Annotated in this window: 12 protein-coding genes and 1 other annotated feature; of the genes, 10 read left to right on the forward strand and 2 right to left on the reverse strand. The window is 39.5% G+C overall.

The annotated features are described in order from the left end of the window. Window positions 1-100: 100 nt before the first annotated feature. Window positions 101-577 (reverse strand): LiaI-LiaF-like domain-containing protein, encoded by a 477-nt coding sequence (locus tag KUV80_RS01445; protein ID WP_222460913.1) that lies wholly within the window; start codon window positions 575-577, stop codon window positions 101-103. Between the two features lie 233 nt (window positions 578-810). On the opposite strand from KUV80_RS01445, the gene hemA reads away from it, so the two are divergent. From hemA to ysxE, 9 genes are all read left to right on the forward strand, one after another. Next, window positions 811-2,181: a glutamyl-tRNA reductase gene (hemA, locus tag KUV80_RS01450; protein WP_222460914.1), complete on the forward strand. Its 1,371-nt coding sequence runs from the start codon at window positions 811-813 to the stop codon at window positions 2,179-2,181. A 38-nt stretch (window positions 2,182-2,219) separates the two neighbouring features. After that, on the forward strand, window positions 2,220-3,038 hold the full coding sequence (locus KUV80_RS01455) for a cytochrome C assembly family protein (RefSeq protein WP_222460915.1): 819 nt from the start codon (window positions 2,220-2,222) through the stop codon (window positions 3,036-3,038). 22 nt (window positions 3,039-3,060) lie between these two features. Next, window positions 3,061-3,990, forward strand: coding sequence for a hydroxymethylbilane synthase (hemC, locus tag KUV80_RS01460; protein WP_222460916.1), 930 nt, complete (start codon window positions 3,061-3,063; stop codon window positions 3,988-3,990). Next, window positions 3,990-4,745: a uroporphyrinogen-III synthase gene (locus KUV80_RS01465; protein ID WP_222460917.1), complete on the forward strand. Its 756-nt coding sequence runs from the start codon at window positions 3,990-3,992 to the stop codon at window positions 4,743-4,745. The genes hemC and KUV80_RS01465 overlap by 1 nt, the downstream gene beginning before the upstream one ends. Before the next feature lies 1 nt (window position 4,746). Continuing rightward, window positions 4,747-5,721 (forward strand): porphobilinogen synthase, encoded by a 975-nt coding sequence (gene hemB / locus KUV80_RS01470; RefSeq protein ID WP_222460918.1) that lies wholly within the window; start codon window positions 4,747-4,749, stop codon window positions 5,719-5,721. A gap of 19 nt (window positions 5,722-5,740) precedes the next feature. Further along, window positions 5,741-7,027 carry a glutamate-1-semialdehyde 2,1-aminomutase gene (hemL, locus tag KUV80_RS01475; RefSeq protein ID WP_222460919.1) on the forward strand — a complete coding sequence of 429 codons (1,287 nt, stop codon included), beginning with the start codon at window positions 5,741-5,743 and terminating at the stop codon, window positions 7,025-7,027. Window positions 7,028-7,161: 134 nt separating this feature from the next. Then, window positions 7,162-8,625 (forward strand): LysM peptidoglycan-binding domain-containing protein, encoded by a 1,464-nt coding sequence (locus tag KUV80_RS01480; RefSeq protein ID WP_222460920.1) that lies wholly within the window; start codon window positions 7,162-7,164, stop codon window positions 8,623-8,625. Window positions 8,626-8,639: 14 nt separating this feature from the next. Next, window positions 8,640-9,554: a hypothetical protein gene (locus tag KUV80_RS01485; protein ID WP_222460921.1), complete on the forward strand. Its 915-nt coding sequence runs from the start codon at window positions 8,640-8,642 to the stop codon at window positions 9,552-9,554. Beyond that, a complete protein-coding gene (gene ysxE / locus KUV80_RS01490; protein WP_222460922.1) occupies window positions 9,551-10,615 on the forward strand; it encodes a spore coat protein YsxE in 1,065 nt (354 codons plus the stop codon). Before KUV80_RS01485 ends, ysxE begins: the two co-directional genes overlap by 4 nt. 78 nt (window positions 10,616-10,693) lie before the next feature. Here ysxE and KUV80_RS01495 read toward each other — a convergent pair whose 3' ends face one another. Beyond that, window positions 10,694-10,888, reverse strand: coding sequence for a hypothetical protein (locus KUV80_RS01495; RefSeq protein ID WP_222460923.1), 195 nt, complete (start codon window positions 10,886-10,888; stop codon window positions 10,694-10,696). A gap of 170 nt (window positions 10,889-11,058) precedes the next feature. Continuing rightward, window positions 11,059-11,286, forward strand: a binding site (T-box leader). Window positions 11,287-11,333: 47 nt separating this feature from the next. Here KUV80_RS01495 and KUV80_RS01500 point away from each other — a divergent pair. Further along, complete coding sequence (locus KUV80_RS01500) at window positions 11,334-13,982, forward strand: valine--tRNA ligase (RefSeq protein WP_222460924.1); 2,649 nt, start codon at window positions 11,334-11,336, stop codon at window positions 13,980-13,982. Window positions 13,983-14,023: the final 41 nt, after the last annotated feature.

Here is a 14,023-nt window from a genome sequence, read left to right on the forward strand (position 1 = left end):
GGAGTGCAAGTGAAAGCGAGCATCGGAGATCAACAACTTTCAAGAGTTTGCGAAAATAGCCAAATAAAAAACAGCGTTCATATTATTGAACGCTGTTTTTTTATTTTTTTCGAAAGAATATAAGATATGCACCTAAAACCATGAGTATAATTGGCCAAAAATCTTCAACTTTAGCAAAGATATTTTGCATAGAAGGAGTATTGCTGTTAAAAAAGATAAACCACAGTGATAATAAAGTTAAAAGAAGACCTGGAATGAGTCCATCTTTCGCTTTTTTATATTGAACCAAAAAGGCAATTCCGGTTAGTAGGGTAATCATTTGCAGTGGATTCGGCCATGAAGCAATTTTTGATATTGCATGGAAGTGTATGCCAAGACCCACGAGGAACACACCCGAAAATAAACTAACGAGATCCTTTCCGGAACCCGCTTGCATAAGAAGCGCGATACCGATGACGATTACCAATGTAGGCCAAGTTAAATAAGGCTGCATCAGGGCGATGTCCATCCTCATAGCGAAGAAAAACAAACCAAAACCAAGTAAGATAATACCGCTAAATTTGTTCTGTTGTTTCATAATTCCTCCATTATTAAGTAGAACCTTTGCTAAATCGGTCGAAATTTGTTATTTTAAATAATGGTGCTAAAGTTATAACATTTAGGAAATCCTAAAACTGCTATATGTTAAATATGTATTACTCTTATCATAGCATAAACGTTTAAATTCTGTTCACAATATGCGGACAATTCGTGTTTTTGTCCATGTTATAATGAACTTAGAATCATACATAATTAGAAGGAGGTGATCGCATGCATATATTAGTGGTAGGTCTTAATTACAAAACGGCTCCTGTAGAAATCCGGGAAAAAGTTTCGTTTCAGCCTGCTGAGATGTCTGATGCGATCTCAACTCTCCGAAAGCAAAAAAGTATTCTAGAATGTGTAATTGTTTCAACATGTAACCGTACAGAAATCTATGCAGTGGCAGATCAGCTTCATACAGGGAGATACTATATTAAATCATTTTTAGCGGATTGGTTTAACATAGAAAAGGAAGAACTTTCTCCTTTTTTAAGTCTTAGAGACGGAGAAAGCGCTGTTGAGCATCTGTTCCGTGTTACAGCTGGATTAGATTCTATGGTTATTGGTGAGACTCAAATACTTGGTCAAGTGAAAGACAGCTTTCTTGAGTCACAGAAACTTTCGGCTACAGGTACCATTTTTAATAAGTTAATGAAACAAGCCATTACATTTGCGAAAAAATGCCATTCCGAAACAGATATTGGCGAAAATGCAGTTTCCGTCAGCTATGCTGCTGTTGAACTTGCAAAAAAAATATTTGGCGGGCTTCAAAACAAGACGATCTTGATTGTTGGAGCAGGAAAAATGGGAGAATTGACTGCTAAACATCTTCATGCCAGTGGAGGGAATGAGGTTCTAGTAATCAACCGTACTTTTGAGAAAGCAAAAGAAGTCGCGGAAAAATTCCATGGAATCGCTTACCCTTTTGAACAGCTGGAGCGACTACTTGTGAAAGCGGATATTGTCATCTCATCAACAGGAGCAACTGACTTTGTCATTACAAAAGAAATGGCTGCACCCGCCATTAAGAAAAGAAAAGGGCTTCCGTTGTTTATGGTCGACATCGCAGTCCCGAGAGACTTAGATCCCTCTTTACATGATCTTGACAGTGTTTTTCTATATGACATTGATGATTTAGAGGGAATTGTTGAATCAAATTTAGCAGAACGGAAAAAAGAAGCGGAAAAGATTGAAATCATGATTGAAGCAGAGATTGTTTCTTTCCAGTCTTGGATCTCAATGCTGGGTGTTGTCCCTCTTATTTCTGCTCTGCGTGAAAAGGCTTTAACGATCCAAGCTGAGACGATGCAAAGCATTGAACGGAAGCTGCCAGATTTGACAGACCGCGAAAGAAAGATATTAAGCAAACATACAAAAAGTATTGTTAACCAGCTCCTTCGCGATCCTGTAACAAGAGCGAAAGAAATGGCCGGACAGCCTGGTGCTGACGAGCAGTTACAGTTATTCACAGAAATTTTTGCTTTAGATGAATTCATAGATAAACAAAAGCAGTTGGAAACAGATCTTGCTGGATACAGAGAAGATAGATCGCCTTCATTATCGGAAGAATCTGTCAATCCGTATACCGCAAGAACGTAAATTTCTCGTTTCCCTCGAGCTCATGGAGTGTGAGCAAAATGAATTGGATATACGATCTCACAATTGTCTTATATGCCTTAAGCATCACAGGCTATTTTATAGATTTTCTACAAAACAACCGGAAAGCGAATCGATTTGCTTTCTGGTTGCTTTCTATTGTCTGGATCTTACAAACGGTCTTTTTTGTGTTACGGATGCTGAAAGATCAGCGGTTCCCTATTCTAACACCGACGGAAGGCTTGTTTTTTTATGCATGGATACTCGTTACCTTCTCCGTCGTAATGAGCCGTTTTTTTCGAGTGGACTTTTTAGTTTTTTTCACGAACGTACTCGGTTTTCTGCTTGTTTCGATTCATTTATTCGCACCGACAGGACAAGCGAGTGCTGTTATTGAAACGCAGTTGATTTCTGAATTATTGATTATTCATATTACGATGGCATTTATTTCTTACGGTGCGTTTTCGCTGTCTTTTATATTTTCGTTCATGTATTTGCTTCAACACAGCATGCTGAAAAAGAAAAAGTGGAGCAAACGCCTACAGCGATTCGGAAGCCTTTCACATTTGGAAAAATTATCATTCAGATTAAACACGATAGGTGTTCCTTTGCTGCTGCTTAGTTTAATCTTAGGAGTCATATGGGCATTCTGGAAAATAAATGACTTTACACTAATGGATGTTAAAGTAATCTCATCGTTTATCGTGCTTCTTGTATACAGCACGTATCTATATCAAAAAGTGGCTAGAGGTGTTCAAGGAAAGACACTTGCTTTATGGAATGTGGCAGCATTCCTTGTTGTCCTCATTAACTACTTTTTGGCATCAACATTTACTGAATTTCACCTTTGGTACAAGTAGTAAAAGGATAGGAGATTAATAAATGAGAAAAATAATAGTAGGCTCTAGAAGAAGTAAACTGGCTCTAACTCAAACGAACTGGGTTATCGACCAATTGAGAAAATCAAAACTGCCTTTTGATTTTGAAGTAAAAGAAATCGTAACAAAAGGCGATGTGATTTTAGATGTTACTTTATCAAAAGTTGGTGGAAAAGGACTTTTTGTTAAAGAAATTGAACAGGCGATGTTAGATAAAGAGATTGATATAGCAGTTCATAGTATGAAGGATATGCCTTCGTCTCTGCCTGATGGGCTTCAGATCGCTTGTACACCAAAAAGAGTAGACCCGAGGGACGTTTTAATATCGGAAAAGTATGATTCATTAGAACAATTGCCTGAGGGTGCTGTTGTGGGAACAAGTTCCTTAAGAAGAGCAGCACAGCTTCTAAATAACCGTCCTGATTTATCTATAAAATCAATCCGAGGAAATATTGATACCCGTTTAGAGAAACTCAAGTCAGGGGAATTTGATGCTATCATCTTAGCAGCCGCAGGCTTAGAACGAATGGGTTGGTCTAAGGATGTAGTTACAGAGTATTTAAACATAGATCTCTGTCTACCTGCAGTTGGTCAAGGGTCACTTGCCATAGAATGCCGCAGCGAAGATGAGGAAGTTAAAGAACTTCTGGCAACCTTAAATGATGAATATACGTTTCAAACTGTAAAAGCTGAACGAGCTTTCTTACATTCTCTTGAAGGAGGCTGTCAAGTTCCGATTGCAGCATATGCCACTTTGAACGAAGACATGGTAACTTTGACGGGTCTAGTAGCAGATCCTTCTGGAAAAAAGGTACTAAAGCAAAGTAAAACAGGGCATCACCCACATACTGTTGGTGTAGAACTTGCTGAAGAATTAAAACAGCTTGGGGCCAAAAATATTCTTGATGATGTAAAAAAGGATCTTGATCTGTAATGAATACCGCAGAAGGTCCCCTGACAGGTAAAACGATACTTGTTACAAGGCCTATTGAACAGGCTGAACCTCTCCTCACCCTTATCAAAAAGGAAGGGGGAAATCCGCTTCCTTTTCCAGTAGTTACGATTACAGAGACAGCATCTTCTTATTATATGAATGATCTATCACGCTTTTCGTGGATCATTTTTACAAGTAAAAATGGTGTTGACTATTTTTTTAAGATGCTTAAGGATGGCAATAAGTCTTTAAAGAATCATAAATTTGCTGCAGTTGGGGAAAAAACGGCACATGCCCTTCAAGAATGGGGAATCTCCTCTATTCAGTTTCCTGAACGGTACGATGCTCCTGCACTGGTTGCGTTGTTAAAGCAAAACGTTAGAACCGGAGAAAAATTGCTGTTTCCAAAAGGTAATCTTGCTCCCTCTTTTATTAAAAGGGAATTAGAGGGCTATGCTGAAGTAGAAGAACGAATTGTCTATGAAACGAGACCAACTGAAAACTTGGATTGGAATTTAATGAAGAAAGCAGACGGTTACTTTTTCTTAAGTCCATCAGCGGTATCATTTATGATGCAGGGCTATGTACATGAAATGAAAAGCAGCATCTTAGAGGTTCCTGCATTTTGTATCGGACCTTCAACGAAAAAAGCTGCTTTAGACGCCGGATTCCGACATGTACTCATGCCGGAGTGCTATACAGCTGAAGCTATGGTTAAAATGGCTAGATCTTATTATCATCAAGGAGGAAGCTAATATGAATTTTCAGCGTCATCGTCGTTTAAGAAAAACTGCATCTTTGCGTTCTCTTGTTCGTGAAACACATCTTCATGTTTCAGATTTTATATATCCTTTATTTTTCGTAGAAGGGGAAAATATAAAAAAAGAAGTGCCTTCTATGCCCGGTGTTTATCACCTCTCATTAGATTTATTAGAGGAAGAAGTGAAAGAAATAGAAGGTTTAGGAATAGAGTCTCTTATCGTGTTTGGCGTTCCGAATGAAAAAGACGACTGCGGAAGCTCTGCCTACGATCATAACGGAATTGTACAAGAAGCCATTCGGAAAATTAAAGATATCGCTCCTGACTTAACTGTGATCGCAGATACGTGTCTTTGTCAGTTTACGGATCACGGACATTGTGGAATTATTGAGAATGGTGAAGTTCTTAACGATGAAACACTTTCTTTATTGGCAAGAACAGCTGTTTCTCAAGCAGAAGCTGGAGCTGACATCATTGCACCATCAAACATGATGGATGGTTTCGTTGCAGCGATTAGACATGGGTTAGACGAAGCAGGCTATTATGACGTTCCGATTATGTCTTATGCTGTTAAATACGCCTCATCCTTTTACGGACCATTCCGTGATGCAGCGCATAGTACACCGCAGTTTGGTGATAGAAAAACGTATCAGATGGACCCTGCAAACCGTCTCGAAGCTATTCGGGAGGCAGAATCGGACATTGCAGAAGGTGCAGACTTCCTAATGGTAAAACCGGCACTTTCCTATCTTGATATTATACGAGAGTTAAAAGACCGATATCCGCTGCCACTAGTTGCTTATAACGTGAGTGGGGAATATTCCATGATAAAGGCTGCAGCTCTTAATGGCTGGGTCGATGAAAAAAGTATCGTACTTGAAAAGTTGATCTCGATGAAACGAGCAGGCGCGGATTTAATTATTACTTATTTTGCAAAAGATGCAGCAAGATGGCTTAAACTTAACAAATAAAAAAAGAAAGGGTGTTGGTATGAGAAGCTTTGATAAGTCCGTTGAAGCATTTAATGAAGCAAAGAGAGTCATGCCAGGCGGGGTCAATAGTCCAGTAAGGGCGTTTAAATCTGTTAATATGGATCCCGTTTTTATGGAGCGTGGAAAAGGTTCTAAGATTTACGATATCGATGGCAACGAATATATTGATTACGTGCTTTCATGGGGCCCTCTTATTCTAGGACATGCTGATGATGAAGTTGTAAGAGTACTAAAAGAGACGGCTGAGCGAGGGACGAGTTTCGGTGCTCCTAATGAAATGGAGACGAAGCTTGCAAAGTTAGTGATTGATCGTGTTCCATCAATCGAAGTTGTTCGTATGGTTAACTCTGGAACAGAAGCTACGATGAGTGCATTACGGTTAGCAAGAGGATACACAGGAAGAAGCAAGATTGTAAAATTTGAAGGCTGTTATCATGGACACGGAGATTCTTTGCTGATTAAAGCAGGATCTGGTGTTGCAACACTTGGACTTCCTGATTCCCCAGGTGTCCCTGAAGGTATTGCTCAAAATACGATTACTGTTCCGTACAATGATCTTGAAAGTCTGCAAGTGGCATTCAATCAATTCGGTGAAGATATCGCGTGTGTTATTGTTGAACCTGTAGCAGGGAACATGGGTGTCGTTCCCCCTCAAAAAGGATTTCTTGAAGGATTACGCAAAATCACACAACAGCACGGATCGTTATTAGTATTTGATGAAGTCATGACAGGATTTCGTGTAGATTACGACTGTGCACAAGGATATTTTGGAGTAACACCTGATTTGACGTGTTTAGGAAAAGTTATCGGCGGTGGACTCCCTGTTGGAGCGTACGGAGGCAAACGGGAAATCATGGAACAGATCGCACCAAGCGGTCCGATTTATCAAGCAGGAACATTATCTGGAAATCCATTAGCGATGGCAGCTGGTTATGCTACGCTTTCTCAGTTAACAAAGGAAAGCTATACTGGTTTTCAAAAGCTAGGTGATCTATTAGCATCAGGAATTTCAGAGGCAGCCGAACATTATGGAATTGAGCATACGATTAATCGTGCAGGAAGTATGATTGGCTTCTTCTTTACAAATGAGGATGTCAAGAATTATGAAACTGCAAAATTATCAAACTTGGATCATTTTAGCTCTTGTTTCCGAACGATGCTTCAAGAAGGGATATCTCTGCCTCCATCTCAATTTGAAGGATTGTTCTTATCGACAGCTCATACAGAAGATGATATTCATAAAACAATAGATGCGTTTAAAAAAGCATTTTCCCAATTAAAATAAATACCTTTAAAGCATTCGCTCTTGATAGCGGATGCTTTTTATTTTGTTGAATTGTAAGTCTGAATCATATTTCGTCCTGTTCTCTCATACACCTATATTGTATAACTATATGCAATTGAAAGGAGGAGAAGGGCATGAGTCAATCAAAGCTGCGTTTCTCCATTGAGGAGTCTGTTTGGCTTAAGAAAGGACAGGAAGTAGCTGAAGTTTTGTCGATGTCACTTGATCCTGAAATTAGCATCAATGAGGTAGCCGGACAGGTTTATATCAAGGGAGCTCTTATTTTAAGAGGAAAATATTGTACAGAGAACCAAGACGGAAACGACAGTGTAGATGGAAATCCTTTATCTGAAGGAAGTTCCTATCGCTCTCTTACTCAGTTGAACGTTACTGAGGATGGAGTAACAGAACTCGTGCATCGATTCCCTGTCGACATTACCATTCCCTCCTATAGGGTAGAAGACGCTAATCAAGTAAAGGTCGAAGTAGAATCATTTGAATACGAGCTTCCAAATTCCACTTGTTTTGAGCTTTCGGCATCTATCTGTATCTACGGAATAAAAGATGAGAAGCAACGCCAGGAAAGTCACTCCTTTGAAATGCCAAAAGAAGCGGAGAACACTTTGGCTGCTGAACATCGGTCAGCAGAAACAGAAGAAAAGTCTGAAATTTTCACACCGTTTCAGTTTGAAGCGCGTCAAAGCGGAGGAGTACCCGCTCAGCCACAACAGAACGATTGGAATGCGAATTTTAATGAAGAGGCAGCAGAGGTTCGTTCTGAAAAGAAAACAGCCTATGAGTTTAAAGCACATCATGAAGCGTTGGATGATCATACGATGGAAGCTACGTTTGATTCATTAAAATCCATGGCGTTCTCAAACGATGATACTAGAAATGAAAGTGAACTCGAAACAGAAGAAGACGATTACTCAGCTGATGAACCTGTCGAGGAACAATCCGATGAAAATGTTGAACATCCAAACGAATCGTATTCAAATCAGGAGCATGTTCAAACTGTTCAAGATTATGAGCATGAAGAGCCTCAATCTGTTCAAAATTATGATGGGCAAAATGGGTATAACTATCAATCGCCAGGGTTTCAAAATCACCATCCCTATCAACAGCCTAATAGACCATACGAATACAATAATCCATATCAACAGCAAGAAAATCATTACGCAGGCTATCATCCTCAGAATTATGCTCAACGCCCCTTTAACGAAGAGCAGCACGAAGATCAAAATTATAATGATGATCCTTCATATGAAGCTCAGAGTGATCATCAGACAGAAGATGATTCTCAGCATTATGGGTACAATCCAGAAAGTCAGCATTATGAAGAAGCAGAAGAACATCAGGAAGAACGTGATGATGATGAACCAAAAGATGAAAATGCCTTGTATCTAACGAAGATGCTATCTGGAAAAGAAGATGGCTTTTCGAAAATGAGAATGTATATCCTTCAACGAGGAGATTCTCTAGAACATATTTGTGAGCGATATGACGTCTCATTAAATACGCTGATGCGAATGAACCAAATACAAAAAGAAGATGTATCTGAGGGGCAAATTATCTATATTCCTGTAAGTTCCCGTTAAGATGAGGTGCTGTTATGGGGCTCATTAACCTCTTAGAAAATGAATATGATCTATATGGAGTGGAGTGGAAACAAGAACCTCACCTGATTATGACGGATTTTGGAGAAAAGCGTTTACGTTATTGGACTGATGAAGAACGGTTAAAATGGCATATGAAATGGCGCGACGAGTCTGCTAAAGGCTCGGGCGCCGTGCCAGACCGTATGATTCGAACCAGAGACGGGGAAATTGCAGTTTTTGATGGTAAGCATTGGATATCACTTCATGATTCTGCCGACACCCCGTTTGGTTGTGAAGAAGTAGAGCGGTGGGGACAGTTTATTGGTCATTTACTCTTGGCGTCCATAAAGGCGTCTCATGAAAATCATGAGTGCAAAGTCACGGAGTCCGTTTTTGATTTCGATAGCTGTTTAGCACAATCTGAGAAATACATGGAAGGTAATTTTAAATGTATAAATACGAGCATATATGAGGCGCGTCAGCGTCTGAAATTTGCTGAAGCTTTAAAGAGAAAAGTAAGGAAACCTGTATTGCCGATCTTAGAAAAAGATATTAGTATCTCTAACGGAAAAAGAATTTTCCATTTTTTATTTTATCAAGGTGGTGATTCTTGGCCAGAGAAAGGCTATCTTCCCATCCGTAAATTTTTATTCGAATGGCTGAGCCATACTTCACCTTTATCTTTACGAATGCTTTTAACCGAAGTGAATAAGGTTTTCCCGTTAAATGGAGAACATGGATTGTTGTTGTTAGCCGAGATCACTGTACCTTGGGAACTGAGAGACTGTTTAATCCTACTGGATAACGAGAACTTAGAGAAAATGATTGAAGGAATGCAAAAGTATGAAGCCACTTGGGAAGAGCACCGAATTTTTCTTAAAACCGTAACCCAATGGTTTGATGAAAACAGAAGGAAGGTGGCCCTATGACAACGGAAAAAGAAACATTAAATTACGGGCCCGTCCTTTTTCATTATGATCTTTTTCCTGAAAAGCTGGAACGACATGGAAAAGTACAAAAGGTCATAACGAAAAGAGGTACATTTGCACTAAAAGAAGCAGAAATGAACGAGGAAGAACGAAACTGGTTTACCCATGTAATCCAAAGGCTTTCTGAGATTGGTTTTCATCAGGTCGTACCACTGTATCCTACTAAATTTGGAGATTATACTGTCCAGATTGGTTCAAAAACCTATTATTTAATGCCTTGGTTTGCATCCGATGACCGAAATGAAAAAAGCAAAGATGAGGTTTTACTTGATCATCTTGGCAAAATACATGCTTTAACCATTAAAGAACAGGATTTTTCTAATGAAGTCGTGGAACATTCATATCAGTATTTGATGAACAGATGGGAAAATAGGCAGTATGAAATGGAACGTTTTACGGAGGAAGCAGAACAAAAAGCGTATATGTCGCCTTTTGAATTAACTTATTTAAGTCACTTCCACCAAATAATGAGGATGACGGAAGAAGCAAAAAGAAGGTTAAAAGAATGGTATGAAACGTGTCAGCGGGAAAAACGCTATCGCAGTGTCCTATGTCATGGAAAAGTTTCGCGCAACCATCTCATTTTCAACCCAACTGGTGAGGGACATTTGCTTAATTTTGAAAAAGCTGTTCTGGATACACCGATAAGAGACTTAGCTGTTTATTTTCGAAGAGCAGCTCATCAGAGAGAGTGGTCGATTGAAGAAGGAAAGTTATTATTGGATTTATACGAAAAACATGTACCTTTGTTAAATGAAGAACGTGGATTATTCATTAGTTATTTATCTTATCCAGAACCCGTATTCAATGCAGTCGATTTATACTGCAACAAACGGAATCAATTCTCTCAAATTGAAATGGTGCACAGGCTGGAAAGCAGGATACGGGGCATGAAGAAAATAAGAGATTTTTGTGATGCGATTATGATAGCTCCACCACCTGCTTCAATGGAAAATGAGCCGAAAAAAATTCACATAAATGATGAAGAAGATCACATATAGCTCATATATGTGATCTTTTGTTTGGATGTTTTAGAGATTGTTGTTTATTAAATCGTTTATTTCGAAAGCTGCTTTTTTTTATAAAATCTCGTAGGCAAAACAAAAATGCAATGTTAGCAAGATCAGGATAATAAAAAAATCAACTGCTGAAGGAAATAACAGCGTACGGATAAACTGAAAGATAATAAGTGGTACCGTCAGTTGACCAATTGCATTTTTCACCGTAATTAACCAGCCTGGAAAGCGGGCTTTCCTAAAATATTTGCGAGCCAAGAAGAAGCCCCCCCATTTGCTTATTTTTTATACACTATGCAGCTCACAATAAGCCTGTGAAAGACGGGCATCACCGATTTTGATGTACGTGCATAGAATAACTTTTACAAGTTTCGGTTATCCTATTGACGACAATTACACTACTTGTATAAAATATAATCAGAATCTATATTGTTGCGTAGACAGGGAATAGTACAAATGCAGCGCCTTTTAGAGAGAGGAATCATAAGCTGAAAGATTCCTTAAGGAGAGTTGGTTGGAAGTCGCCCTTGAGCATTTTCTTTGAAATATGAAGTAGAAGAAGACGGTCCATCCGTTATCGATGAAGTGTACAGCAAGTCTATTTGTGCTTGTTGTAAATTAAGGTGGTACCGCGGAGCAGTCCTTTCGTCCTTTTTGACGATGGGGCTTTTTTGTTTTTTAAGAACATAAAGGAGGATGTACTATGACGAACGAACAGAAAGAACTAACAATGCCTACTAAATATGATTCAAAAGCTACAGAAGAAAATCGATATGAATTTTGGCTAAAGGGAAAGTTTTTTGAAGCAAAAAGCGAGAAAGAAAAACAGCCCTACACCATTGTGATTCCCCCTCCAAACGTAACGGGGAAACTTCATCTTGGTCATGCTTGGGATACGACACTTCAGGATATTTTAACGCGAACAAAACGTATGCAAGGCTTCGATGTTTTATGGCTTCCTGGTATGGACCATGCTGGAATAGCAACACAAGCAAAAGTTGAAGGGAAGCTGCGGGAAGAAGGCATCTCACGTTATGATCTTGGCCGTGAGAAGTTCTTAGAAAAGTCATGGGAATGGAAGGATGAGTATGCTCAGTTTATTCGTCAGCAATGGGCAAAGCTCGGCTTAGGACTAGATTATTCTCGAGAACGATTCACATTAGATGAAGGGCTTTCAGATGCTGTAAAAGAGGTATTTGTTAAGCTGTATGAAAAAGGCCTTATTTATCGCGGTGAGTATATCATCAACTGGGATCCTAATACAAAAACAGCTCTTTCGGACATTGAAGTGATTCATCAAGACGTTCAAGGTGCTTTCTATCACATGAAATACCCACTTGCAGATGGTACTGGTTCTATCGAGGTGGCTACAACTCGTCCTGAAACGATGCTTGGTGATACAGCAATAGCGGTTCATCCGAAAGATGAAAGGTATCAACACCTAATAGGAAAGAAAGCCATTCTACCAATCGTTGGCCGTGAGATCGAAATCGTTGGCGATGATTATGTAGATATGGAATTCGGTTCAGGTGCGGTTAAAATTACCCCTGCTCATGATCCAAACGATTTTGAGATCGGAAACCGTCACAACCTGGAGCGCATACTCGTTATGGATGAAGGCGGAAAGATGAACGATAACGCCGGAAAATATCAAGGGATGGACCGTTTTGAATGTCGAAAAGAAATCGTAAAAGACCTGCAGGAACAAGGGGTACTCTTTAAGATTGAAGAACATGTGCATTCTGTTGGACATTCTGAAAGAAGTGGAGCAGTAGTAGAACCGTACTTATCAACACAGTGGTTTATTAAAATGAAGCCACTAGCTGAAGAAGCGATAAAGCTGCAGAACGGTGAAAACAAAGTGAACTTTGTTCCGGATCGTTTTGAGAATACGTATATGCGCTGGATTGAAAATATTCGTGATTGGTGTATTTCTCGTCAGCTATGGTGGGGTCACAGAATTCCTGCTTGGTTCCATAAAGAAACAGGGGAAATCTACGTAGGAAAAACAGAACCAAAAGATCCCGAAAATTGGGAGCAGGATACGGATGTACTTGATACATGGTTCTCATCCGCACTATGGCCATTTTCGACAATGGGCTGGCCCGATAATGGATCAGAAGATTTAAAGCGTTACTTCCCTGGAAATGTTCTCGTAACCGGATATGACATTATTACGTTCTGGGTTTCAAGAATGATTTTCCAGTCGCTGGAATTTACTGATCAAAAGCCGTTTAATGATGTGTTAATCCATGGTCTTGTTCGGGATTCAGAAGGCCGTAAGATGAGCAAATCACTTGGCAATGGTGTAGATCCAATGGATGTCATTGAAAAGTATGGTGCAGATGCGCTACGATTCTTCTTATCAACAGGAAGTTCACCAGGGAACGATTTGCGTTTTTATTGGGAAAAAGTAGAGTCTACTTGGAACTTTGCTAATAAGATCTGGAATGCTTCACGTTTTGCCCTCATGAACATGGAGGGGATAAAATATGATGAAATCGATCTTTCTGGTAAGAAGTCTCTTGCTGATCAATGGATCCTAACACGATTAAATGAAACATCTGAAAACGTTACTCGTTTGATTGATGCCTATGAGTTTGGCGAAGTAGGACGCATTCTGTATAACTTTATTTGGGATGATCTTTGTGATTGGTACATTGAGATGGCGAAGCTTCCATTGTATGGCGAGGATGAAGAAGCAAAGAAAACAACGCGCTCAGTGCTTGCTTACGTGTTAGATCATACACTAAGATTGCTTCATCCGTTTATGCCGTTTATTACAGAAGAAATTTGGCAGCATCTGCCTCATGAAGGTGAGTCGATCACTGTCGCAGCTTGGCCTGTGAAACGAGAAGATTACCATTTCCCTGAAGCAGCAAAAGAGTTTGCACTCGTTACCGAAGTGATTCGATCTGTTCGAAATATTCGATCTGAAATGAATGTTGCGCCAAGCAAACCGATCGAGCTGCAGATCAAACCAAAAACGAAAGAGATCTTACATGCATTGGAAGCAAACCGATCATATTTAACTCGTTTCTGTAATCCAAGCGAACTTTTAATTTCTGATGAGATCTCTGCACCAGAAAAAAGCATGAGTACGGTTTTAACTGGTTTAGAAATGTACCTTCCACTTGAAGGGCTGCTTAACATTGATGAAGAAATTAAGCGACTAGAAAAAGAAGCAGAAAAATTTGCCAAAGAAGTAGAACGCGTTCAGAAAAAGTTAAGTAACGAAGGTTTCATGAAAAAAGCACCAGAAAAAGTGATTGCTGAAGAACGAGCAAAAGAAAGCGATTATCAAGAGAAATTTGATAACGTTCAGGCTCGCATTAAAGAGCTTCAAAGCTAACACCATTCTTTAAGAGTACGAGGGCGAATCCTTTTTAAGCA

Source organism: Fictibacillus nanhaiensis (genome assembly GCF_019801215.1).
GTDB classification, from domain to species: domain Bacteria; phylum Bacillota; class Bacilli; order Bacillales; family Fictibacillaceae; genus Fictibacillus; species Fictibacillus nanhaiensis_C.